Raw genomic sequence first — 24,211 nt, forward strand, 5'->3', positions numbered from 1 at the left:
AACGTTGTTTATTTTTGTTTGTTACACGCACTAATCCAAAGGGGATTTTATGCAACATCTGTTACACACCTTCAAAAAGCGCAGTGCTAAAACCGCACGCTTGTTGATTGTTTGCCTAGGCTTCAACATAGTACTGGCAACAGCAGCTCAAGCTACACAACCAGCGCAAGCAGCAAGAACAAAAGTTCATACCAGCTACGAAGACCTTGCTCAGTTACACTTGCCATCAATGGCCAAGCAAGAAATGGCTGAAAAGAATGCGGCAAAAGAAATAGCAGAACACAACAAAAAACTTGATTTGAAAGACAAAAAACAACTCAAACAAGTTAAAGTTCAAGAAATGGGCGATGTTGAAAAGATGAAATACATCTACCAAATTTTGGGCTCTCGTGCTGGCCAAAAACCTGAAACAGTCATTGCAGACAACGTACACAATGACCTTGAAACCTATTGCGGCAGCAGAACAGCACCTGACCACAATTTGCTTAAAGCATTAAATCATACCAGAACAGCAGTTGGTTCTGTTGAACTGCAACGCATGCTTTACGAAGCAACCAGCGATATTAACGAGCTTAAACGTCGTCAAAACATTGTTAAAGCATTTATTGAAGACGAAGCGCTGTTTAACCAGGTTGATGCAAAGCTTGAAGCTTACAAAGCAGCTGAAAAAGACTTCTTGTGGTTGTGGAAAGAAATGGACGACGAAATAACAAAATATTTCGACCAAGCTTACTGCGGCAAGAAATTCTTTATTGATTTTTCAAGCTTTAATAAAAATGAAGTTTTGTTACAAATGGTCGGCACATGGACATTAGCAAACCCAGTTATTCAAGGATTAATGCCTGTCTGGCTTTCATACAGCGTTTTTAATGCCTTTAATACGCTTTATATTAAAGGATTTGATGCCGAAACAAGACGCCATATTGATAGAGAATTCGGCAAAGAAAATGGTTTCAACTCATACAAAGAATTTCTCAAAGTAGTAAAGAAATTCTTTATTGAAACTATTTATAAATCAGAAATTGAAGTAGAATTCTTTGGTGAAAAAAGATCCCAAAAAGTACTGGTCGGCGATCGCATAGTGTTCGGATCTATGCTCGCTGGTTTCTTGTACCTGTACTATCGCCAAACAAATACAGCCATCAACGATGCTACTACGTTCAACAACGTAAGTAATGACATTCATCGTCGCATGAACAGTGCTGCAGTAATTACCACAGCCGTTAGCGACATTGCACAATTGGTACACCGCAATAGCACCTTGGCTCAAGACCTGAGCGCAAACTTGCAAGCAGTTAAAAATGCTTATGTGTTTTCTGGCAGCAACGCAAGAACAGCAGAGTTGTTGGCAACCTTGCGTTCAGACACATTCAAGAACGAACCAAGCTTAATTGCATTCAAAGGCCGCGCAATGGCAGCATTCAAAGAAATCTTTGATGTTAAAGACAACTTGGTTGGCTCAATCCGATCAATTGGTGAAATTGATGCGTTTATGTCGGTTGCAAAACTTTACAAGAAGTTTGTAAATCACGACAACGTAAGTTTCTGCTTTGTTGATTATCTTACCCAAAAGACGCCGTACTTGAATATTGAAGCTTTTTGGCACCCTGTCTTGAACCCAAATAAAGCAGTTCCAAACAGCATTACGCTTGGCAGAGGTAACGAACCTAAAAACGCTGTGGTAACAGGTCCAAACGCTGGTGGTAAATCTACCGCGCTTAAATCTATCACCGTTTGCGTAATGCTCGCACAAAGTTTTGGTATTGCACCAGCCCGCGCTATGAGCATGACACCATTTGCGTTGGTAAATACCTACATGAACATTGCCGACACCGAAGGTAAAGAATCGCTCTTTCAAGCAGAAATGCACCGTGCACAAGAGCTCTTGCGTCAAGTAAGAAGCTTGCGTAACGATCAGTTCAGCTTTGTAATTATGGACGAAATCTTTACCGGTACCAATCCAAAGGAAGGTCAAGCAGCTGCGTACGGTATTGCAAAGAAATTGGCAACGTACAACAATAGCTTGGCAATTCTTGCTACCCACTTTATGGTAATGACGGATCTGGCAGCAGATACCAAAGAAGACAAAACACCAAACGGTAAGTTTGAAAACTTCAAAGTGTACATTGAACGTGATGAATACAACAACATCACCTTCCCTTACAAGCTTGAAAAAGGTATCACCGACCAGGCAATTGCACTTGATCTGTTGCAAAGCGAAGGCTTTGACGACGATATCTTGCAAGATGCATTTGACGTTATGAACAACAAAACGCAAGCACAAAGCGAGCGTATTGCAAACAAAAAATAAATCAGGACGCTAAGAAAAAGCAGGCTCAATCTTTATTGGTTGGGCCTGCAACAAGCAACAGACTGCGTTGGTCTGCAATTTTTTATCACAAACAAGGAACATTATGAAAAAGATAGTAAGCGCAGTAGTTCTCAGCCTGATGACAAGCCACATATCAGCCCAAACAATAGACAAAACAGTACAGGCAAACATTGCACAATGTGTTGCTTTGGCTCAACAAGGCATGTCTAACGAAGAAGTTTTGAACCTTGTACACCAAGCTCTTGAACAAGCTGCATATAATGACAATTTTGATTTAGAAATCAAAAAACAAGATAACAAAAAGATGATTCTACTCGTTGTTGGTGGCGTTATTGTTGTTGCTGCAATTGGCGGCGGTATTTGGTGGTGGAAGTCTAAAAAAGCTGCAGAAAAAGCAGCTAAAAACCTGGAAGATAAAATTATAGATAGTGCTGCAGACCTTTTAATCAATATTTCAGAAATAAAAGATCCAGAAGTTATTCTGAATATTGTTGCTGCAGTCATGGAAACTTTTGTACATGAAATGGAATCGATCGGATCAGGAGAAAAAGATCTGCCTGAAAATCTCAAGGATACACGCGAAAGATTCCGCGAAGGCGTAAAGCATATTCATGAAGTGCTGGGCGAACTGCGCAACGGAAAAGTATCACGCGAAGACATTTTTGCAAAACTTTCAAACCTTGAAATGCTACCTAGAGATATGCAAGATGGCTTTGCTGCACTTAGCGAAAAAGCATTCGTTGAAAAGATAATCGCATTCGGTAAAACAAATCTGGAAGAAACTCCATTAAAAGATTTGAAAAATCAATTCGAACAAACAAGCCAATTCGCTCAAGACAGCGATAGCGAAACTGAAGATCTTGACTAAGCAAAAGAAAGATATTTTTTGATTTTCTGATTTATTTAAAGGGCGGAACTTAATGTTCCGCCCTTTTTTGTTTTCAAATTCTGGATTATAGTATTTTAGGAGTTTTTTTCTTCACAAAACAGAATCTAAAAAAAGGAGTAGTAGCCGATGATTCTTCACAAAAAATGGCTTATGCCAGCAGTTGCTTTTGCTACCTGCACCGCACAGGTGCACGGCATTATGGTCTCTAGTTTTAATGTCCGCGACCGCATTACCGAAATTGCACGCCAGTATTTGCAAGTTCAAGGCTTTCCCGTCAACACAATCCCCACCCGCATTGCGCCAGAATATTACTCCAAAATTGACGACACGGTACAATTTTTAAATAACCGCATGAGCGCACAAGGTCGTAGCTACGTTGATCTGGAAGAAATTCAAGAGGCAGTGCGCAGCAACCTGCGCGAGTTTGTAGGCACACTACGCACGCTGGTTAGATCGGCAGATCTTGCACGCAGGGCCGACGAAATTATCAAGCGCGTTACCCGCGAAGCCGGCATAAATCCAGACACCATGGCAGCTACGCATGTTGCCGAATACCACCGCCGCGGCGAGGCAATAGTCAACCGCATGCGTTCAATTATGGCCCAAGATGGCAGAGATTATGTGCGAGAAAAAGAAATTGAAGATGAAGCACGTCGCGAAATGAAGGTCTTTTTTACCCGCATTAACGGCCGCCCAAACACCAGCTGGGAAAGCACAAGCACTTCTAACTCCGGTAACGGTATTTTTGACTGGCTCAGCTTCCTTTTTGGTGGCAACGACCAACCAACACCCCCACCACCAGCACCCGCAAACGTTGTTAACAACCTGCAACTTGATAACAAAGTGCTCGAAATTGCCGGGAACATTTTGCGTAACAATGACATAGACCCCAACAATATCCCCGCCCGCGCTGTTTCAGACTACAGCGATGCAATTCAAGCCATTATTCGTACGGTAAAAAGCCAAATGAGTTACCAGGGAACTACAACCACTCAAACAATTGCCAGCGTTGCAGGACAGGCGTTGGTAACGGTTATTAATAAAATTAAGTTTGTTGGTGAAATATGCGTCGTTTGCCAAGACAACTACCAAAGATCTGAAAGCGTTGGCACGTTAAATTGCGGGCATGTCTACCACGCCGACTGCATAGAAGCTTGGCTTTATAACAACCCAAGCTGCCCGCTCTGCCGTCAACAGTTTGTTTATATTGCAAGCCGCGAGCTGGTTCCGTAACGCTTCGAGATGCTCTACAAGCCCTACCCATTCGACAGGCTCAGGGATAACGGGCTCGAAAAGCTCTTCAGCGAAAATGAGAGTAAAAAATCCCGCCAGGGAGCTCGGTTTTACCGGGCTCCTTATTTTTTGATCAAGTCCAATAAAACGGCTATACTAACTGATATTTCTTATATAAAGTTTTTGTCTCTTTAACGCGGAGCGTGACAATGATCGATTTAAGCAAACTACGGCAAGACACCCAAAACGTAAAAATACTCATTTTGCGCAAAGAACCAGGCTTTGCTGTAGATACCCTGATTCAGTTGGACCAACAAGTCAGATCTATTCGATCAGACGTTGAGCAGCTTCGCAAAGAAAAAAATGACCTGGCAAAGCAAGGCGCTCAGGGCGTTTCGGCCGAGGTTAGAGAACGAGCAATTCAACTTGGCAAAGACCTGAAAGCCAAAGAACTCGAGCTTGAAGCAACCGAAAAAGAATTCAATAATCTCTGGTTGTGCTGCCCCAACATCCCGCAAGAGGATATTCCGGTTGGCGACAAAGCAGACAACAAAGTAGTAAAAACCGTTGGTCAAAAACCAAACTTTTCTTTCAAACCAAAAAACCACCTGGAGCTCAACGAACAGGCGCAATGGTTTGATTTACACGTTGGTGCCAACATTGCCGGCGCACAGTTTGTTTTTTATAACGAATGTGGTACTAAAATTATTTATGCACTCACATCGCTCATGCTCAGAAACAACGTAAAGCATGGCTTTAAGCCGGTACTCCCACCCGCACTCATTCAAGAGAAGGGTTTATACAACGCCGGCAACCTGCCAAAATTTGAAGGCGATTTTTATCGCGTTAACGATGAAAATTTGTGCCTTATTCCAACCTCAGAAGTCAGCTTGACCAATCTGCACGCCGACCAAATTATTCCTGGCGAACAACTGCCACTGCGCTACACTTCGTGGACCAGCTGCTTCCGGCGCGAAGCTGGTGGGCACGGCGCCAACGACCGCGGGCTAATCCGCATTCATCAATTTGAAAAAGTTGAGCTGTTTGCTATTACCAAGCCGGAAGATTCTAACCCTGAACTTGACCGCATGGTTGCCGCTGCTGAAGATATTTTGCAACAGCTGGGCCTGCACTACCGCATTAGCTTGCTGGCGGCACAAGATTGTTCATTCCAATCTTCAAAAACATTTGATATTGAAGTATGGCTACCTGGACAAGACCGCTTTTATGAAGTTTCTTCGTGCAGCAACTGCCACGATTTTCAGGCACGCCGCGCGGGCATTAGATACCGTGCCAAGGCTGAAGAAAAACCAACACTGGTACACACATTGAACGCATCGTCACTGGCATTGCCACGACTGATGGTTGCGCTCATGGAAACGTATCAACAAGAAGATGGTAGCATTAAACTCCCTGAGCATGTGCAAAAACTTATTGATAACGTGTGGTAAAAACCATAAGGATTGACTTATGATTAACAGTACCATAAGAGCTAAAATTCGTAAGATTAAAGTACATACCAAGCGCGTTATGCAAAGCAGCTTGTCAGGCGACTATTTGTCGGCCTTTAAAGGCTCGGGCTTGGAGTTTGACCAGCTACGCGACTATCAAATGGGCGATGATATTAGGTTTATCGACTGGAACAGCTCGGCCAAAATGAACAAAATTATGGTCAAGCAGTTTATTGAAGAACGCGACCGCACGGTTATTATTGCCATTGATGTGTCAGCTTCTTCGCGTTACGCTTCGCAAGAAGAGCTGCGCAAAGACAGCATTGCTCAAGTTGCAACAGCACTCGCTTTTATTGCCGAAGAAAACAAAGATAAGGTTGGCGCTCTCTTTTTTTCAGACCGCATTGAAAAATGGATACCACCCAGTCGAGGGCCACTGCACGTTGGCTCATTGTTGGAAACTATTTTTTCGCTTGAGCCAAAAGGTACCGGCACCAATTTTAACGAAGCGCTCCGCTTTTTAATTAATGCAAAAAAACGCAACGCTATTGTTTTTATGCTTTCCGACTGGATTAACAACGCCAACGATTATTCAAAACTGCTTAAAGTTGCCAGCGTTGAATATGATTTTATTGGCATGCGCTTTCAGGACCCGTGCGAAACTAACTTCCCTGACATTGGGCTTTTGGAAGTACACGACCCTGAAACGGGTGCCATCTTCACACTCGACACACGCAAAAAACGCCAAGAAGTAAGCCCGCTCAATCTTTTTATTAACAAAGAATGGCGACTACAAAAAGAAATGTTTAGCAAATATAACATCGACCTTTTAGATTTTATTATTGGTAGACCGTTTATTAATCCACTGATTAGGTTTTTCCACCAAAGAATTAGGAGACAAATCTAATGGAAGCAAAAACAGATTTTTTTGATATTTACGATTACGTTTATCAGCCAGTTTGGCAAACAACGCCGTTCAAAATTGGATCAGGCATTGTGGCCGGCCTGCTGCTGGTAGCTCTCATTCTGTTAATAATTTACCTGCGGCGCAAAAAGAAACAGATCTCACCGTGGGAGTGGGCATTGCGTGAAATTGCCAATATTTCAATTGATAAATGCATCAAGAAAAGTGACTTTAAAAAAGTTTACTTTCAATTGACCGATATTTTGAAACAGTATTTTCAAAAGCGTTATGGCTGGCAAACCATTAACAAAACTGATGATGAACTGATTGGATATCTTTCAACACAAAAATTTGATTATGTGTTGCTAACCGAACTGCAAAAAATGCTTGAAGGCTCGTTGTGGGTAAAGTTTGCCAACCAAGAAATGCTCAAGACGCAGGCACAAAAAGATTTAAAAACAGCGCTGCGCGTGATTGAAGAAACCAGGCCACAAGAAAACGCGAATAAAAAATAATTACCGACGAAACTACGGGGGTAGGGACGCACGCATGATGAACAACGAGCAAAAACTTTTTTCATTGTACATACATTGGCCGTTTTGTAGCACCAAGTGCAACTACTGCGACTTTGTTGCATTTGAACAACACCAGGACTTTCAAGAAGCCTACCATCATGCGTTGCTCAAAGAGATTGAGCACTTTGTGGCCACCAACCCACTGTACCACCCAGACATTACTACCATTTTTATTGGTGGCGGCACCCCCAGCTTGTACCCACTGGAATACATGAGCCAGCTCTTTGACACCCTTAAAAAGCATTTTAATTTTAGCGGCATTAAAGAACTGAGCATGGAAGCCAATCCGGCCGATATCAGCGAAGAACGGCTTGATGCCTGGGACTCGTTTGGCATTAACCGCCTGAGCATGGGCGTTCAGGTGCTGGACGACAATGTCTTGCTCAAACTTAACCGCCGCCAGCGCACGGCCGACGTGCACAACGCCCTGCGCATGATTCCCAAATATTTTAACAACTTCTCAATGGACTTCATTTTAGGCCTGCCAGGCGTTTCTGACTCAACATGGGATGCAAGTATTACCTGCGCACTGGAAAGCCAAGCAAAGCACGTCTCGGTGTATTTTTTGATGGTTCACGAAAAGACCCCGCTCTACTTTGAAGTAAAAAAAGGGAATGTGAAACTAAAAGATGACATGCAGATCATTGCACAGCATGAGCACACTATTGCTCGGCTGACCGCTGGAGGTTTTGAACAGTACGAGATTTCTAATTTTGCACGGCCCGGCTATGCGTCAATTCACAACCAGGCCTACTGGGAGCGTTTACCCTACCAAGGCTTTGGGATTGGTGCCTGTTCGTTTGACGGCACTCAGCGTTTTATGAATGAAAAAAATCTCACAACTTATTTGACAAATGTTTTCAATAAGAATTTTGAAAATTTATCTACCTGCGAAAAACTCACGCCTGATCAGGAAAAATTAGAAATGCTGATGCTCGGCTTGCGCCAAAACAAGGGGGTGGGCTTGCATCGTGTGGTATACTGTTTAGATAAAGAAAAAAAACAACGAATATTTGACACGCTTGAGCTCTTGAAATCGCAGGGTTTAATAGTACAAAACAACGACCAGATCAGACTTACACTCAAGGGGATGGCCTTAGAAAATGAAATTATTTTGAAGCTGATTTAATAATTGTCTATTTATTCTTTTTTTTGCTATAATAATCGTCCTATTGTATTGACTTTACCAAGTTAAAATTCAGTTTTATGAAAAGTAACGTTTAGAGGGGCTAAATGGCTAAGCACGTGGGTATTAAGTTACCTGAAGATCTCATAGAGATGTTGAAAAAAGAAAATACGGTAGCGGTACTTGCCACTTTTTCAGAAAAAGGTGTTCCAAATACCACGCCTATTCAATGCATTTACCCCAAGGGACAAGAAAGCTTGCTTCTTAGTATTCATAAAGAGCACACTGGTTACATGAACATGGTATGGCAAAAGAAAGTCATGCTCTGTTTTATGGGCGAAGGAAATGTAGCTTACAGTATTCTTGGCCGAGCTGGCGTTGTTCGTGCTCCGTCGATAATACACCCACTCATGAACGTTGTACGCATTGATATTATAGACATCAAGAGCGATCGTTCAATTTTGACGAAAGTGGACCAGGGCGTTGTTTGGAGCTATACTTCTAGTGAAGCTGAAGAATTGGTAAAAAGCTTGTTCAAAGAATTACGTGATTTATCTCGAACACTGTAAGGTGTTTGCGTGGGAAGGTAATGAAGGTTTACTCTCCTAAAATATTTTTTCTCTTTTTTTTCTTGTTAATAGAAAACAACGTTGTTTATGGAATGCCGCCGGCTGCTGATGCAGCAGGTGGCACAGACGATTCTGCCGAACAAGCAACAGAAGCCTCGTCAACAGAAGATTCAGAGACAACTGATACCACAGCTCCATCAAATCAAGAGAGTGAAGAAAAGTCTTCTACTGAAAGTTCTGGCAACGACGAAGAAAGTGGCGGCCCAGAAACAGTTGAATTACCTGCCGACAGCGTAGGACTACAAGGCAACTGGCTCAAGAAAAAAGACTGGCTCATTCGAGCACACGAAGTCAATACACAAGTACGCCAATTGTTACTTGAAATTCAAGGCGCACGCAAATCATTCAACGAAAAATATAATGTCATAGATAATGAGCTTGATACTTTTTATCGCTCAATCAGCACCGACCAAGGCAAGCTTAATGAGCTCTTTGCAAGCCTTGAAAAATATCTTAAGAAAAAGAAAAAACAAGAACTTGCCAAATTTGAAGAAACCAAAGGCGAAGAACGAGTCAAAGAGCGCTACTCGTTAATAAAAATACAACTTCTTGAAGAAGATATTACACGACAAAAAAAGCAGCTCAAGCAGCTAAAGCTTGATATGCAGTCGATTGAAGATTTAGACAAATCAATTACGCAACGCTTAAAAAAAGTTGATGACGAAATAAAAAACTCAATAGAGATTGCCTCCCAAACGCGCAAAATGATGGAAGATTTGTGGACGTTCATTGATCACAAAAAAGCCGAAGCACATTATTATAAAATAAAAAATGATATCTTTGAGCGCCTTAACACAATCAAAAATTATCTAAACACTCAACTACTGCAAGACTTTGACAAAGTTTCCAACGCAATCAGAACACAAATGCAAAAAACAAAAAACGCCATTGAAGAGCTAGAAAAAGAAGGCTTTATTGTTAAAGACCGCACCAGCCGTATTGAAAAGATTAAAGTTGATGAACTGTTGGCGGTTAAAATGGCACAAGAAAAAGAAGCAGCTAGTACCAAGAAAGAGCGTACCAAACGCAAGCCAAAATCAACCTGGTACGGCAGAGCCTATGACTGGTTTGTTGCAAAGTCTGCACGCTTTTATTATATGATTACGCATCCAATTGAAACGCTGTTTGGGACATCAGAAAAATCTGATGAAAAGAAAACTGAAGAATCGACCCTTCGCCCTTCGACGAGCTCAGGGAGGGCGGGTCAGAGTAAACAAAAACCTACAGATCAGGCTTCTAAAAAAGAACCAGTAAGTCCATCCGTTCGTCCTGAGCCTGTCGAAGGATCTGAACGGAAAGAACAAGCCCCAGACCTAGAAACCACAACCACAGATATTCCAGAAGAATCAGAAACAACAGCCGGCTCATCCAGCGAAGATGCTCAAACAGAACCAGATTCATCAGAACCAGCAACAGAAGATTCATCTGAAGAGCCTGCTGGCATGGGCATGCCAAGCGCTAGCTAGCCGCCTGCACCAATTCGTTGTACAGCTGATGATAACTCGTAACCATTTTTTCTAACGTATAATCTTGCTCAACCAAAGTTCTGTTTGCAAGGCCCATGGCATATGCCAGCGCTGGGTTGTAGTACAATCGCAACAACGCCGCTGCAAGAGCCTGCTCATCATTTACCGGCACTAAAAAGCCATTACTGCCATCAACCAAGACTTCATGCGTACCCGCACAGGTTGAAACTACTGGCAAACCAAAGGCCATTGCCTCAAGCAAGGCAATTGATAACCCTTCACTTTGTGAAGACAACGCAAAGCAATCAAAGAGCTTGTAAAAACGAGCGCCGTCGCTACGCGGGCCTGCTAGCACAATGTGCTGGGCAATACCAAGCTGCTGTACCAACGTTTTTATTTTTTCTTCGTCCTGCCCACCACCCACCAGGCATAACTTTACCGGCCGACCTGCCGATTGTACATTTTTAAGCAACAGCGCAAACGCTTTTACCAAAACATCATACGACTTTATGGCATCAAGCCGGCCTACTGAACCAACCACAAAGTCATGCTCATGCAAACCAAAATCGCTTCGTGCCAGCGACTGTTGCTGGGCATAGGCACGTATTGCACAAACATCTATCCCGTTTTTTATAACCGCCAGCGACGCGGCAACGCGCGCTTGTGCTTGTGGGGCGCGCAGTGCACCCACAATAGTTTTTTCATACGCTTTTTTTACACCATCGGCCACCGCAACAATTTTTTTGGGAATGGTGGCAGTCAGACGATCAAGCACATTGCGCAAGCTACCTTCGTGCGCCGCATTACCGTGCAGGTCGCACACAAGCGGCAGCTGGTAGTGCCAAGCCAGCAGCCGAGCAATAATGTTTGCCGACCACAGCGAAGAATGAATAATATCGGGTTTAAAAGAATTTATTAAACGCATGACTTGATAAAGCGCTACAAAATCGTAACGTAAAAATAATCCGGAAATGTGGTGCACTGGCACACCAAGATCTTTAATCGCTTGCACAAACGGACCTGGATAAAAGTAGGCAACCACGTGCTTATAACGCGTATCTTGAGTTGATTGTGCAAGAAAACGATAGAGCATCGTTTCCCCACCACCCAATTTTAAGCTGGTGATTATGTGTAAAATTTTCATACTTATCCAACAACCATTAACGTAAACACTGTCGCTTTGTGACTTGTTCGGCAAGCCGCACTGAAGACCGTACTAGCAAAGGAACTAAGTCTCTTGCTCCTGCTTTAAGAGCAATTTGTGCGGCAGTACTACCGGTATAAGATTGTTTTGTTTTATCAGCACCATGCGCCACAAGCAACTCAATAATTTCTTTACCTTTTTTAAGGGCCATGGCGGCCGAATGCAAGGGCGTCCACCCGTTATTGTCGCAGGCATGAACAGATGCCCCCTCTTGCAAAAGATAACGTACCATTGCAACCTTTCCATCGGCGGCTGCTAGATGCAAAGGCGTAACATTGTCTCTGCCGTGGGCATTGACAACAAGGCCACTAATTTTATTCTGCACAAACGCTTCGCGATGCCGATTATTTTTATTTTTTGTCACGCAATTAAGTTCCTGTAAACAGGCAAGAAATGTCTTCTCGTTGTGCTCAAAGCAGGGTGCTGAAACGGCAATATGCACTGGCATGTTGCCAACACTATCTTGAGCCAAAACATCGGCGCCTCTGATTACCAACTCCCTGACAATCTGCGCATGCCCCCCTGCCGCTGCCCAGTGCAAAGGAGTCCAACCTCGTCGTTTACGCACCATATGCCGATACAACCCCCGTACTGTTGTTGTTTTTAGATCAGCACCAGTCTCAACACAGTGAAGCACCCCTGCAAGATCTCCGGCGATTGCCGCAGCCTGTAGCTCTTGATTTATGGGCGCATCGTTATGTAAAGCAGCGAATGCAACATTGACTGTCATTACTAGCACCATCAAGAAAATTCCTATAAATTTTTTGTTCATGCCAAAAGTCTTTCTTAATAAAAATTTTTCATTTGGTCGCTCGTGCCAAGCTTAACAAATCATTAAAAAAAGTGTTAAAAAAAGAAGAGAGCCGATATTGCACAAAACAACACCGGCTCTCTTCTTTGATTTTTTAAGTTATTAGTCGTCAGCCAACCCAACAGCACCCAACGCGAGAAGCTTACGAATTTCTAATGTCTTTGCCATGTCAAAAGGAATTTTATTCATAACCGTTGTAATAGTTTTATCTGCGCCGCGCTCAAGAAGAAGCTCAACCAAATAATATTTACTACAAATAACCGCCCAATGAAGGGGCGTCATGCCTTCCCTATCCTGAACATCAACAGAAACGCCGCTATTAATAAAATATTCAGCAGCTTTGTAGTTGCCTTCACAAGCAGCAAAATGAAGCGGCACCAGCCCATCACCATCTGGTACATTAAGAACACTGTGATGTCCGCTAAAACTCAGCTCTTGTAAACATCTGATAGCACTCTCACCACCTAAATAAGAAACCAAATGAGCTGGCGTTATTCCTTCTTCAGCTTGGGCACTCATGTTAGCACCGGCAGCTCTCAAAGCAGCAATAACTTCAGCGTGTCCAAACGCAGCCGCATAGTGCAAGGGCGTCCAGCCATGGGGACATTTACCTTTAAAAAGAGCGCGCTCAGAAGTAGTAAAGCCAGCAACCGTAGTTGTGTTAACATTAGCTCCGGCATAAATACATCCCTGTACATATTCAAGATTTCCCCTGATGGCCGCGCTTCGTAGTTGCTGATTAATAGATTCATGATTATCGGTAACCACATTAAAATTGGCTCCAATTGTAGAAGTAAAAGCACAAACAATAAAAGCTCCCAGAAATTTTTTGAACATAAAAAACCTCCCCAGGTACCATGTGATAAAATTCAACCACTGGCGGAGGTTACAAAAAAAGAGCCGTGAAGGTCAAGACATTCACGGCTCTGATATTAATTATTCAAGATTAGATACGATTTTTATTCAAGTGAATCGGTATTGGCAAGATCAAACTCTTTATCAAAAAAGCTTTGCAATTTCTTGCTGCGCGACGGGTGGCGAAGCTTACGCAATGCCTTAACCTCAATCTGACGAATACGCTCACGCGTAACCGAAAAGTCCTTACCAACTTCTTCAAGCGTGTGCTCAGAAGCAACGTCAATACCAAAACGCATTTTTAAGACCTTCTCTTCACGAGGGGTCAGCGTTTTAAGAATCTCACGCACGCGTTCTTTAAGATCGTCATTTACTACCGCATCAACTGGTGTGTATTCGTTTTCATCTTCAATGAAATCTTTTAAGTACGTATCATCACTATCACCAACCGGCGTTTCCAACGAAACAGGTTCTTTGGAGATCTTGATGATATTCTTGATCTTTTTTTCATCAAGATTCAACTCTTTTGCCAGCTCAGCATATGACGGCTCACGGCCTTCTTCTTGAACATATGAGCGAGTAATCTTGTTAATCTTACTCAACGTTTCAACCATGTGGACAGGAACACGAATGGTTCGTGATTGGTCGGCAATAGCACGAGTAATAGCCTGACGGATCCACCACGTTGCATAGGTAGAGAATTTGAAACCACGCTCAAACTCAAACTTTTCTACTGCCTTAAGCAAACCAATGTTCCCTTCCTGAATCAAATCAAGGAAATGCAGACCACGGTTGATGTATTTTTTAGCAATGTTAACAACCAAACGCAAGTTAGCACGCGCCAAGTCGTCTTTTGCATATTTGTCGCTCCGCTGAGCAACCACAAACTGCTTATAAAGCTTTTCAACTTTTTCTTTAGGCAAACCAGCTTCTGCTTCAGTTTTTTTAATAACTTTATTAGCAGCCCTAATTCTGTTTTCAAATTCAACAATTTGAGCAATGTCAGCTTCGTTTTTATCTTTGATGCTGTTATAAAATTTAAGCTTCTCGTCGCAACCTTTAATCTCAGTTACACGTTCTTGAATTTTGGCAACAATCTTTTCTACGCGCTTACCAAACTTACGAATTTGTTTATTGGAAAGCTTAATGCTTTTGACAACTTCAATAATCTTCTTTTTGTTCTCTTCAACGGCTGCAAGCATCTCTTTCTTCTTTGCTTCATCTTCCAGCATGCCGCGATATGAACGGTAAATCTTTTGCTCGTTGTCTTCAATTGCGCGTAACTGTGCAATAGTTTTTAAAAGCTTATTCTTTTCTTCTTCAAATTTTGGTGAATTGTCTTCATCAAAATCTGAGAACTGAATAAGGTCTTTAAGAAAGATTGGATCTTTGGTGATCCGCTCTTCCATATGAATAATTTCTTTGGAAACAAAAGGAAATTGTGAAACGGTATCAATAGAATCGCGCTTACCTTTTGCAATTTTTTCAGCAATAACTTTTTCAGTTTTTTTATTCAAAAGAGGAATTTTACCAATCTCTTTCAAATACAGCTTGACCGGATCATTAAGCTGACTTGGCTCAACAAGTTCTTTGAGCTTTTCAATTTCGCGAATATCAAGATCTTCTTCATCTTCGTCAATATCTTCGTCTTCATCAACAGTATCAAGCGACGATTCGATATCAGGTTTCATGCCTTTAAACGGAACTCGCTCTTCTTCGCCATTCAGGCCAGCAAAGTCACCACCATCAGCGTCAAGCTCTTCTTGCGCAATTAAATCGATGTTTTCTTTATCAAGAACACGCAACAATTCGTTAACGTCTTCTTCTTGTAAATGATATTTTTTACTGAATGCAATCAGCTCTTCATAGGTCAAAACACCTTCGCTGCTGCCTTTTTCAATAAGCACTTCAACTTGCTTTTCTACACCTTTAAGACCCAACGTTGGTTCAGATGGAACCGCTGATACAACAGCAGGCTGAGCTTTTTTAGGCGAAACAAGCTCTTGCTTTGCCTTGACATCTTGTTTGGCTTTATGGGTAGAAAAAATCTTTTTTAACGTATTTTTAGCCGCTTCTTTAAATGCCTGAACTTTAGAAACAACAGGCGCCACTGGTTTTGGTTCAGCTTTTGTTTTTTTTGCAGCTACCGGCTTTGGCTCCGGCTTTACTACTGATTTAACCGCTACAGGCTTTTTTGTTACAGGTTTAGGCTCTGGTTTTGCTACGGTTTTTTTTACCGGAGCTTTGGTTTTTGCTGATGCTACAACCTTAACCGTTTTCTTAATAATAGCAGGAGCTTTTTTTGTCGAAACAGCTTTTTTTGCAGGTGCCGTTTTCTTGACAACAATTTTTTTTACTGACTTTTTTTTGCCAGCAGATTTACCAACAACCGCCTTGGCTACCTTTTTTTTCTCAGGCTTCTTTTTTGTTGCAACAACTTTTTTACCAGAAACAACTTTTTTCTTTGTGCTTTTCACAGTACCACGCTTATTTTTATTGGCCATTATACCAACCCCCTATCATTAATCCCCTGCTTTAAGACAAGAAATTTATTGAGCAGCTCATTCAATTTTATAGAATCTTGACGTTCTTTTGCAATCACAATATTCAGCTTAATATCTCGTACAATTTGCTTCCAATGGTATTTACAAAATCGTAGTAATAATTGGTCAAAAACCTCTCGCGCTATATCTTTATCAAATAAAATACTGATGCGCGTAACCCAGTCAACATCACTTGGATCAAGCGTGTCAACAAATGCAAGAAATGCCTTGTCGCCAGCTCCATCGTTTTGACTGGAAAAATGCTCAAATTTTTCTAAAACACGTTTAATACGAGGAGAAAAATAAGGCAACAAGAGCGGATCTATCGTCAATGGCGGGTTTTTGCCAATACTGTTTAGTATACCACTAAATATTTTTTCTTCCAGCAAAGAAATCTCCCGCTGGTCCAAATCTTGGGGCTGCTCAACTACCACTACCTGCTTTTTTGCCTCATGATGCCTAAATTCTGCATTTATTGCCGCTTTTTCACCCCTTTGCTTCATCAGATCACGCAAAGACTGAAAGGGCATGAACATGGCCTGAGAGGCCTGCTGCAAGAGCAAATCTTGCTTAAACGGGTCGTTAATAGTCGCTATAACCTCGGTAATTCTGTGAGCAACCTTCAACTTGGTGGCCAGAGGCTGGGCGGCAAAGTCTTCACTCACACTTTTTACAAAAAAGGTAAAAATATCTTGAGCCTGGCTTACCAGGACTCCCAAATCACCCCCCTCGCTTAAATATGAAGCGGGATCTTGGTTGGCGGGTAATAAAATAACGTGCAGGTCTAGGTTGGCTTCCCAACAAAACTGGGCAGTACGCAACATGGCCTTTTTACCAGCTTTATCGCCATCGTACAAAAAGTAGATACGCGTTACATAGCGCGCTAGAAGTTTTAGGTGATCCAAGGTACATGCAGTACCCAGCGTGGCAACGGTATTGACATACCCATGCCCAACCATGGTAATACAGTCCATGTAGCCTTCAACAAGAAAGGCACTCTCCTGTTTTTGCATATCTTTTTTAGCCAGATCTAAACCAAAGAGCAACTTGCCTTTGGCAAAACCTTCAGATTCGCGGCTGTTGTAATATTTTGGTCGTTCATCGTTTGGCTTAAAAATGCGCCCACCAAAACCACAAAAACGGCCAATATGATCTTTGATGGGGAAAATAATGCGCTCTTCAAAAGGCGAATACAAACAGGTTCTACCCTCGCCCAAAAAACCATATTCCAATAAATCTTTAACCAAAATATTTTGTGATGCCATATCTTTGGTAAATTGATTAATAGCAGCAACACCACTGGGAAAATAACCCAACGTAAAAGAATTAATCTGTTCTATGGTTATACCACGGTTGAGCAAATATTCTTGCGATGTTTTATTGTTTACCAACCGTTGATGCGCCCACTCGGCAATGCTGGCACACAAATGAAAGTAGGAATCAACAACCTGTGTTTCTTGCGTAGTGCTACTTGCAGCTAACACTTCGGCAGGAATGGTTATCTTATGACGGTCAACTAAATATTTTGCTGCTTCAAATTGAGAAATGTTTTCCAGGCGCGCCATAAACGCAATAACATCTCCCGTTGCCTGACAGCCAAAACAATAAAAAATTTGTTTAGCCGGGCTCACGGTAAACGAAGCATCAGTCTCGCTGTGAAAGGGACACGAGCCTTTCCAATAACTTCCCGCCGGTCTTAGCTGGACATAGTCGCCCACAACATCAATGATTGGCAATGAATTTTTGATGAAGTTGAAAAGCGCCATAGACTCACAATTATTCTTTTGAGGTTCTTTGTAAACTGACCAAAATTAAGCCAACCAAGGATATCACAAAAAAATATAAAACATAGATTTGCACCTGAGAAAGTTGCAGTAATTTTCCCTGCACTTCAATAACATCAACCAGCGTGTCACGGTCACCTCGCCAAAAATCAACGGCAAAGCGCGCTATACTGTCTAAGCTCAAATAACTAAAAAACAAAACGCCTGTTTTAAGCTTTGGATTATATAAAACAAACCGTATAAAAATAAAAATAGCAAATGAAGCCGCGCTCATATAAAGCTGTGTTGGATGCAGCGGCACCAACAGCGGCGCAAAGCCTTCTGGATTGGTAAACGTAACAGCCCATGGCAAAGCGGTTTTGACTGGCATGCCGTAACAGCAGCCCGCAAAGAAACAACCAAAGCGCGCTATTGCCTGCATCAGCGCCGCATACAAACCGGCTAAATCAAGTACTGGCAAAATGCGGACACGATGAGCAAGTAAATACAACGGAGCTACCAGCAATACGCCCAAAATACTCCCCAACACCACAAAGCCACCAACCCAGGGGTACAAAATTTCTATCCAGTTATGAGAAAATTGCTCCCATGCAGTCCATACAAAAAGAAGCCGCCCACCGGCAACACCACTGACCAGACCTATAAAAACAGTGTTAAGATAGGTATCGCCATCAATGTTTTTTTTGCGTAATGGATGGCGATAGGTAAGAAATAAAAAAACTAAAAAGCCAATGGCTATCATTAAACCATAACTGCGAATCCACAACGGCCCGTACAAATGCGCTAAACATGGATACATTATGCTGCCCTTTTTTAATTATAAATTTCTTTAATAGTGAAACATTTTTAGAATATAACTTTTAAAAATAATAGCTACTTCCCGCAATTTTGCAGTCGTGTTGACATTTTATGGCCCCCGTGCAAAGATACCGCAAACTTTTTACAACCCAATAAAGGAACCAACGATCATGAAAAAACAGCTCATTCTCGGCCTTTTTTCTCTTACAACTTTTTTCGGATCATCGTTTATTGGCGCAAGCACGGATAGTCCCAACAATCCCATTGCACAAGAAATTGCAGACCTCAAAAAATTTAATGAAGACTTTAACAAAGAATACAACCTCAAAAACAGTTCTCTGCAATCAATACTCCTTGACGTACGCACGCTGTCATTTATTGATACCATACAAGATCCACTAGATCAGCTAGCAAATTATGCATTCTTTAAACTATTTCCAGGACCACTCATTAGCGCTGCTTTTCCCAAAGGTCTTGTTTTTTTAAGCGCTACACAAGCACCAAAGCTTCATGAGCTTGTTGGCAACCTTGCCAAAGCAATGGGCATCAACAAACCTGCCATTTTTATTGCACGCGATAAAAAACTTTTTAATGCGTGTGCGTCATCGCTAACACCAAACGCTTCCTTAATGATCATCGGTGAAAAATTACTCAATGATTTGTCTGAAACGGAATTGCAAAGCGTTCTGGCGCACGAACTAGCACATGTTAAAAACAATCATATTCCCAAACAACTGTGCTGCTCTCTGGGCATTTTAGTTGGTTCAGGACTGGCATGGTATTATCTTTTTATCAATAATAAAAAAGAATCTGAAACTAGTGCTCCCAAAGGAACAGAAAAAAAAATAAGCAACCTTCTACCAAAAATAACGTTTATAGCTACTTTTATTGCCGTCCAACTTCTCATGCTCAAACTGTCTCGTACTTTTGAAGAAGAAGCAGATACCGACGCTATAAGAATTACTAATAACCCTCACGGTTTTATTGACATGATTAGCAAACTTGAAAACCATGTTAAAGAAGAATTCAACAAATTTGAAAAAGAATTTGAATTCGTGCTCAAAGAAATTGAAAAAATAGAACCAAACAGTAGCTGGCACGCATGGCTTTATAGACAGCGAGCACTCAGCGACTTTGCACTCGCTCAATTGAGACGCGAACAGACACTGACAGACGACGGCGGCACTCACCCTTCATGCAAAACACGCAAAGAGTACGCACAGGCGTTTTTACCCAAGCAAGCTTGCGATCACTCGTCGTCTGATTCACTTTCATAACGCTGCGCAAAAGCAGCACCACGCAAGCCAGGCCAATCATCAAATTCATCGTCAAACGCATGACGCACAACCTGATTCTTTTCGGGATCAACTTCAACAGGAACTGAAGCCGGACGACTACTTGGCAACGAACTTAACTGCTGCACTTGTTGAGAAACATGTTCAGGCAAGTGATCAAAAATTGAGCCGAGCGTCCCTTGAGAATAGCGCAAAAATATAAGCAACGCTGAAAGCATGAGCGTAACAAAAAGAACTGAATCAAAGCGATCCAGCAAACCGCCATGCCCAGGCAGTAACGAACCAGCATCTTTTAAATTTTTGCGACGCTTGAAATAAGAAATAAATATACCGCCCAAAAATGCTATTACTGTTGTTGTGAACGCAAAACCAGGCATAGCTGCCCAATGAAGCGTTGCAAACCAACCAGCAAGCGTTTTTACCTGTGGCACCATTACAAACAACAGGGCCCAGACGCCAACAAAACTTCCCAGCAAGCCTTCCCACGATTTCCCAGGACTTATTGATGGACATACTTTGTGCCTGCCCATACATTTGCCCACGAAATAACCAAAGGTATCGGCTGCCCACGCAAGAGCAATTGGCACAAGCGGCAACAGCGGGTCTGCCTCGCGGTAGGCATAAGCAAGCATAATCAACAAAACAAAAGGCATAATGGGATACAAAACGGTCAACGGCCAAAACCAGAATTTGTCGGCATCAATAAGCCGTGGCCATTCGAAAAAAAGAACTAATAATAAAACAGCTAGCAGCGCAAAGGCATAGAGCCAAAACGAATGGAGGTAAGCCCCTCCCAAACAACCAACTAAAAGAACCGACGTAAACAATCGCTTAATAAATTCACTGACTGTGCTTATCATCATGATATATCACTTTTCGCAAACAAAGACCCGCCCCACTCGCTTTGACTAACGTTTGTTGAGGGTTTTTACTCTCCAACACCTCTTGCAAATAGTCTACCGACAAATGAGGCCGTCGCGCAACATCTAAGGCATATCCAACCATTCGTCTAATTTGAAAGCGTAAAAAGCCTTGCGACTTTACTACAACACGCAGCATGGACCAATGAGCAAGTTTTTCAAGTCGTATTTCGTCAATCGTGCGCACCGTCGATTTTTCTTCTTCAAGTTTGCAAAATGAAGCAAAGTCATGCGTGCCCTGATAAATCTTGAGGCATTGCTCAAACTTTTGAATATCAACGCTGTCCATAAATTCATACAACCAACCAAAGCGGGCTACGTGCGGCAATGGTCGTTTTAAAAATAGGTGATAATAATAGATTTTTTGCTTAACGTTGGCAAAGGGATTAAAGTCGTCACTCACTTTGACAAGCGATCGAATATGAATAGTTTTTGGCAAACCCCCATTCCACGCCTTCAACATTTGCGCTTCAGAAATAGGAAGATCAGTATAAAAAGTTGCTACCTGCCCAAGCGCATGCACCCCAGCGTCGGTGCGCGAAGTGCCCAACACACTTATTTCTTTATTAAAAATACGCGCAAAAACATCTTGCAAACATGAAACAACTGTTACATCTTTTGGCTGCACTTGCCAACCATGAAAGTCAGTGCCGTCGTACGCTACTACAATTTTAAATTTTTGCATGAATTGTACTCATTGGAACAGAATAAATTTACAATTAGAAAGTTATTTGATTTGTTTCTTTTAAATAAAAAACCCCCATCCAGACGGACGTCATGGACAGGGGAAATGGAGGTTATCTAAGCTATGAGTTAATTTTATATCACAGCATGAAAAAAAGCAATCATTTTTTGATCAAAAATATTTTTTTCAACCCCCTTCACATTCAACCCAACCTGCCTAGCCAAAAACGCCCTGCTTCCCGCCCACACAAACCATAATCATGCATTTGCTAAAGAGCCCTACAACAACGATCTGGTCGATTATCCTATAAAACAATTGATTTTGTACCTGCAAGCCTGATAGTCTTTTGGATAGGCTTTTTACCTTCAAGTACTACAAAAAACTTAAAAACCAAACAGTATTTTAGCAACACTATTGATTTAAAAAAATTTCATAACTGAATTAAGGGCAAAGAATGAACATAATCAAAACGATTCTCATCATTCTCGTCATAGCGTGTTTAGACACTCAAGGTCCTTTAGCAAGTATGCCACCAGCAACCGACGACAGCGAAGACTCAAAAACAGACAGTAAGAAAACAAAAAAAGACAGCCCCACAACAAAAAGCCACAGCACAACAAAGCCATCAAAAAGCGTATCCAAACCAACTAAGAGCACACCAAAACCACCCAAAAGCACCTCGCCCAAACCTAAACCCGCTCAAAAAAAGGCAGCGCCCTCAAAGAAAAAAGAAGAGAAAAAGAAAGAAAAAAAAGAAGACGACGAAGATAAAGAAGAATCAAAAACTACAGACAAAGAAAAATCTGAAGATAAAAAAGAAAAAAGCGATGAGAAAGAATCGAGCGAAAAAACTGAAGAAAAGGGAACAGAAATTGAAACAACACAATTAACATGGCCCGACACTATTGACCTTGAACAAGCAAAGCAACTTCCCAGCGACGAGTCGGGTGCGAAAAACAAAATTATGGAAGAGGCCGAATTACTTACCTCTCAAATTGACGAAAATACTCAAGCGCTGAATAAGCGAACCGAAGAATATAAAAAAATGTTTCAAGAACTTACTGATAAATTGGATGACCTGTTCCAGCGTTATGGCTTTATTGCCGGGCAAGTTGAGGAAAACGCTTTAAAAAAACTTGCGCCGGTCATTGCTCAGCAACCTACCAAAGAAGTAAAAAAAGGAGAAAAGAAATGAAACGTTTTCTAAGTTATATAATCTTTGCCCTCGTAATCATGATTACACCACTTTGGCTTACAAGCATGCCCCCGGCTTCTGACCAAGCACCAGACACAACCGAAGCTCCTGCAGAAACACCGCCAGCTCAAGAAACACCGGAAGAAACACCACCAACAATGGAAACTCCCACTCCTGAAGCTCCAGCAACAGAAACTCCAGCAACACAAGAAGCATCAACCGAAGCGGCTCAAACGCCCGAAGCACCCGCAACAGAAGCACCTGACCAAACAAAAACAATGCCAGACGCATCAGAAGAAACAACCCAGCCGGCAGACGCCAGCGAAGAACAACCAGCGGAAACACCAAGTGATGCCACTGCAGACCTTGGCATGAAAGAAACAACAACAAAAGAACCTAAACCAGCAGAAGAGCCTAAAAAAGAAGAAGAAAAGAAAACAGAAGTAACTGGTATGGCACCCGCAACAACTGGGCCAACAAAACCAACCACCGTTAAAGAAGCGCTCAAATTCCACAAAGAAGAGCTTAACCAAATTGATACCAGCATGAAAACTATACAAACCAACAAAGACGCTCTCAAAAAGCAATTGCGCGAACTTGATGCAAAACTTGGCGAGGCACAAGCAAAAGCGGCAGAAGCAAAAGATATTGGTTTTAATGTGTTGCAAAAAGATTCAGAAAAAGGCGCTCAAGAAGACTTGGCCAAAATTAAACAACTGATTGCCGATATTAAAACTATCAGAGAATTTGTTGACAGCTCATTTGCGCAAACATTTCACGACAACATTACAGCCATAAAGGTTCAAATTGCGCTTATCGACCAAACTATTAAAACGCTTCAAGCACAATATCCCAATGTTTCGTTGGGCGAGCTTGCCAAAGAGCAGCCAGCAGAGCCAGCAAAGGAAAAAGCGAAAGAATCAGGCACTATTGCCACCACCATAACCAAGTTTACCGCCTGGCTGGTCAGCTCGCTCAAACAAGTTAAAGACTGGATGCTTTCGCCCTCCGCAATCGAGGAGCAAAAAAAAAAATCTAATGCCGAAGAAAAAAGCAAAAATGGCCAACAATCAGGACCGGTAAGCGACCAAGTCAACAAAGATATTGCCTGGCTTAACAAATCGATTGAAGAATTAGACAAAAAAATTCTTACGTACAGCACCATGTACAAAGAATTAAAAGAATTGATAAAAGAACTGCGCGCACGGTTTGACTCAGTGCCGGTTATTCAAGCGTATTTGTTGTTAACTGAAGATGAGAAAAAGCCTGAAGAAAAACTGTACTGGCGCCGAATGGCAGAACACATTTTTGAGAAATTTTTAGATTTAACAGCCATGACGGTTGAGATCGGTAAAAACTTGGTTATCAAAGCATATAACTATTTTCTTGCCGGCACCGTGCGCCGCTTCACACAAGACGTGCAAGAAAAGATAGCCGAGATGGAAACACGAAAAATTGACACAGAAAATCTTAAAGACGCTCAACTCTAATTGAAAATTTATGAGTGGCTGTTTTG

General features: G+C 42.0%; 20 protein-coding genes. 12 read left to right on the top strand and 8 right to left on the bottom strand.

What is annotated here, in order from left to right:
* Positions 1-49 precede the first annotated feature (49 nt).
* From K2W90_05870 to K2W90_05910, 9 genes are all read left to right on the top strand, one after another.
* The gene (locus K2W90_05870) at positions 50-2,311 is read left to right on the top strand and encodes a hypothetical protein (GenBank protein ID MBY0353861.1); all 2,262 of its coding nucleotides are present in this window, start codon (positions 50-52) and stop codon (positions 2,309-2,311) included.
* A gap of 103 nt (positions 2,312-2,414) precedes the next feature.
* The gene (locus tag K2W90_05875) at positions 2,415-3,200 is read left to right on the top strand and encodes a hypothetical protein (protein MBY0353862.1); all 786 of its coding nucleotides are present in this window, start codon (positions 2,415-2,417) and stop codon (positions 3,198-3,200) included.
* A 147-nt stretch (positions 3,201-3,347) separates the two neighbouring features.
* Positions 3,348-4,454, top strand: a complete 1,107-nt coding sequence (locus tag K2W90_05880) for a hypothetical protein (GenBank protein MBY0353863.1) — start codon at positions 3,348-3,350, stop codon at positions 4,452-4,454.
* A 209-nt stretch (positions 4,455-4,663) separates the two neighbouring features.
* Complete coding sequence (gene serS / locus K2W90_05885; protein MBY0353864.1) at positions 4,664-5,905, top strand: serine--tRNA ligase; 1,242 nt, start codon at positions 4,664-4,666, stop codon at positions 5,903-5,905.
* 19 nt (positions 5,906-5,924) lie between these two features.
* Positions 5,925-6,812 (top strand): DUF58 domain-containing protein, encoded by an 888-nt coding sequence (locus K2W90_05890; protein ID MBY0353865.1) that lies wholly within the window; start codon positions 5,925-5,927, stop codon positions 6,810-6,812.
* On the top strand, positions 6,812-7,324 hold the full coding sequence (locus K2W90_05895; protein MBY0353866.1) for a hypothetical protein: 513 nt from the start codon (positions 6,812-6,814) through the stop codon (positions 7,322-7,324). Before K2W90_05890 ends, K2W90_05895 begins: the two co-directional genes overlap by 1 nt.
* Before the next feature lie 34 nt (positions 7,325-7,358).
* Entirely contained in the window at positions 7,359-8,513 is a 1,155-nt protein-coding gene (gene hemW, locus K2W90_05900; protein ID MBY0353867.1) for a radical SAM family heme chaperone HemW, read from the top strand.
* 104 nt (positions 8,514-8,617) lie between these two features.
* A complete protein-coding gene (locus tag K2W90_05905; protein MBY0353868.1) occupies positions 8,618-9,079 on the top strand; it encodes a pyridoxamine 5'-phosphate oxidase family protein in 462 nt (153 codons plus the stop codon).
* A gap of 20 nt (positions 9,080-9,099) precedes the next feature.
* Positions 9,100-10,605: a hypothetical protein gene (locus K2W90_05910; GenBank protein MBY0353869.1), complete on the top strand. Its 1,506-nt coding sequence runs from the start codon at positions 9,100-9,102 to the stop codon at positions 10,603-10,605.
* On the opposite strand, the gene K2W90_05915 is transcribed toward K2W90_05910, so the two are convergent.
* The 6 genes from K2W90_05915 to K2W90_05940 all read right to left on the bottom strand — a co-directional run bounded on the left by K2W90_05915 (position 10,598) and on the right by K2W90_05940 (position 18,601).
* Positions 10,598-11,749, bottom strand: coding sequence for a glycosyltransferase (locus K2W90_05915; protein MBY0353870.1), 1,152 nt, complete (start codon positions 11,747-11,749; stop codon positions 10,598-10,600). The genes K2W90_05910 and K2W90_05915 overlap by 8 nt on opposite strands.
* Positions 11,750-11,765: 16 nt before the next feature.
* On the bottom strand, positions 11,766-12,581 hold the full coding sequence (locus tag K2W90_05920) for an ankyrin repeat domain-containing protein (GenBank protein MBY0353871.1): 816 nt from the start codon (positions 12,579-12,581) through the stop codon (positions 11,766-11,768).
* Between the two features lie 141 nt (positions 12,582-12,722).
* The gene (locus K2W90_05925; protein MBY0353872.1) at positions 12,723-13,457 is read right to left on the bottom strand and encodes an ankyrin repeat domain-containing protein; all 735 of its coding nucleotides are present in this window, start codon (positions 13,455-13,457) and stop codon (positions 12,723-12,725) included.
* Between the two features lie 122 nt (positions 13,458-13,579).
* Positions 13,580-15,979 (bottom strand): RNA polymerase sigma factor RpoD, encoded by a 2,400-nt coding sequence (rpoD, locus tag K2W90_05930; GenBank protein MBY0353873.1) that lies wholly within the window; start codon positions 15,977-15,979, stop codon positions 13,580-13,582.
* Positions 15,979-17,784, bottom strand: a complete 1,806-nt coding sequence (gene dnaG, locus K2W90_05935; protein ID MBY0353874.1) for a DNA primase — start codon at positions 17,782-17,784, stop codon at positions 15,979-15,981. Before dnaG ends, rpoD begins: the two co-directional genes overlap by 1 nt.
* 10 nt (positions 17,785-17,794) lie before the next feature.
* Positions 17,795-18,601 carry a prolipoprotein diacylglyceryl transferase gene (locus K2W90_05940; GenBank protein MBY0353875.1) on the bottom strand — a complete coding sequence of 269 codons (807 nt, stop codon included), beginning with the start codon at positions 18,599-18,601 and terminating at the stop codon, positions 17,795-17,797.
* Positions 18,602-18,770: 169 nt separating this feature from the next.
* On the opposite strand from K2W90_05940, the gene K2W90_05945 reads away from it, so the two are divergent.
* Positions 18,771-19,877 (top strand): M48 family metalloprotease, encoded by a 1,107-nt coding sequence (locus K2W90_05945; protein MBY0353876.1) that lies wholly within the window; start codon positions 18,771-18,773, stop codon positions 19,875-19,877.
* Here the strand turns inward: K2W90_05945 and K2W90_05950 are convergent.
* Together K2W90_05950 and truA are read right to left on the bottom strand one after the other, a co-directional pair.
* The gene (locus K2W90_05950) at positions 19,850-20,758 is read right to left on the bottom strand and encodes a phosphatidate cytidylyltransferase (GenBank protein ID MBY0353877.1); all 909 of its coding nucleotides are present in this window, start codon (positions 20,756-20,758) and stop codon (positions 19,850-19,852) included. The two genes, K2W90_05945 and K2W90_05950, sit on opposite strands and share 28 nt — an antisense overlap.
* A complete protein-coding gene (truA, locus tag K2W90_05955; GenBank protein MBY0353878.1) occupies positions 20,736-21,500 on the bottom strand; it encodes a tRNA pseudouridine(38-40) synthase TruA in 765 nt (254 codons plus the stop codon). The genes K2W90_05950 and truA overlap by 23 nt, the downstream gene beginning before the upstream one ends.
* Before the next feature lie 454 nt (positions 21,501-21,954).
* Here truA and K2W90_05960 point away from each other — a divergent pair, with 454 nt between their 5' ends.
* Complete coding sequence (locus K2W90_05960; GenBank protein MBY0353879.1) at positions 21,955-22,695, top strand: hypothetical protein; 741 nt, start codon at positions 21,955-21,957, stop codon at positions 22,693-22,695.
* Complete coding sequence (locus K2W90_05965) at positions 22,692-24,185, top strand: hypothetical protein (GenBank protein ID MBY0353880.1); 1,494 nt, start codon at positions 22,692-22,694, stop codon at positions 24,183-24,185. Before K2W90_05960 ends, K2W90_05965 begins: the two co-directional genes overlap by 4 nt.
* Positions 24,186-24,211 lie beyond the last annotated feature (26 nt).

It is taken from the genome of Candidatus Babeliales bacterium (genome assembly GCA_019749895.1).
Classification (GTDB): Bacteria; Babelota; Babeliae; order Babelales; family RVW-14; genus AaIE-18.

Coding starts and splice junctions, on each gene's coding strand:
- K2W90_05870 (MBY0353861.1), top strand. CDS start 50: ATGCAACATCTGTTACACACCTTCAAAAAGCGCAGTGCTAAAACCGCA.
- K2W90_05875 (MBY0353862.1), top strand. CDS start 2,415: ATGAAAAAGATAGTAAGCGCAGTAGTTCTCAGCCTGATGACAAGCCAC.
- K2W90_05880 (MBY0353863.1), top strand. CDS start 3,348: ATGATTCTTCACAAAAAATGGCTTATGCCAGCAGTTGCTTTTGCTACC.
- serS (MBY0353864.1), top strand. CDS start 4,664: ATGATCGATTTAAGCAAACTACGGCAAGACACCCAAAACGTAAAAATA.
- K2W90_05890 (MBY0353865.1), top strand. CDS start 5,925: ATGATTAACAGTACCATAAGAGCTAAAATTCGTAAGATTAAAGTACAT.
- K2W90_05895 (MBY0353866.1), top strand. CDS start 6,812: ATGGAAGCAAAAACAGATTTTTTTGATATTTACGATTACGTTTATCAG.
- hemW (MBY0353867.1), top strand. CDS start 7,359: ATGATGAACAACGAGCAAAAACTTTTTTCATTGTACATACATTGGCCG.
- K2W90_05905 (MBY0353868.1), top strand. CDS start 8,618: ATGGCTAAGCACGTGGGTATTAAGTTACCTGAAGATCTCATAGAGATG.
- K2W90_05910 (MBY0353869.1), top strand. CDS start 9,100: ATGAAGGTTTACTCTCCTAAAATATTTTTTCTCTTTTTTTTCTTGTTA.
- K2W90_05915 (MBY0353870.1), bottom strand. CDS start 11,749: ATGAAAATTTTACACATAATCACCAGCTTAAAATTGGGTGGTGGGGAA.
- K2W90_05920 (MBY0353871.1), bottom strand. CDS start 12,581: ATGAACAAAAAATTTATAGGAATTTTCTTGATGGTGCTAGTAATGACA.
- K2W90_05925 (MBY0353872.1), bottom strand. CDS start 13,457: ATGTTCAAAAAATTTCTGGGAGCTTTTATTGTTTGTGCTTTTACTTCT.
- rpoD (MBY0353873.1), bottom strand. CDS start 15,979: ATGGCCAATAAAAATAAGCGTGGTACTGTGAAAAGCACAAAGAAAAAA.
- dnaG (MBY0353874.1), bottom strand. CDS start 17,784: ATGGCGCTTTTCAACTTCATCAAAAATTCATTGCCAATCATTGATGTT.
- K2W90_05940 (MBY0353875.1), bottom strand. CDS start 18,601: ATGTATCCATGTTTAGCGCATTTGTACGGGCCGTTGTGGATTCGCAGT.
- K2W90_05945 (MBY0353876.1), top strand. CDS start 18,771: ATGAAAAAACAGCTCATTCTCGGCCTTTTTTCTCTTACAACTTTTTTC.
- K2W90_05950 (MBY0353877.1), bottom strand. CDS start 20,758: ATGATGATAAGCACAGTCAGTGAATTTATTAAGCGATTGTTTACGTCG.
- truA (MBY0353878.1), bottom strand. CDS start 21,500: ATGCAAAAATTTAAAATTGTAGTAGCGTACGACGGCACTGACTTTCAT.
- K2W90_05960 (MBY0353879.1), top strand. CDS start 21,955: ATGAACATAATCAAAACGATTCTCATCATTCTCGTCATAGCGTGTTTA.
- K2W90_05965 (MBY0353880.1), top strand. CDS start 22,692: ATGAAACGTTTTCTAAGTTATATAATCTTTGCCCTCGTAATCATGATT.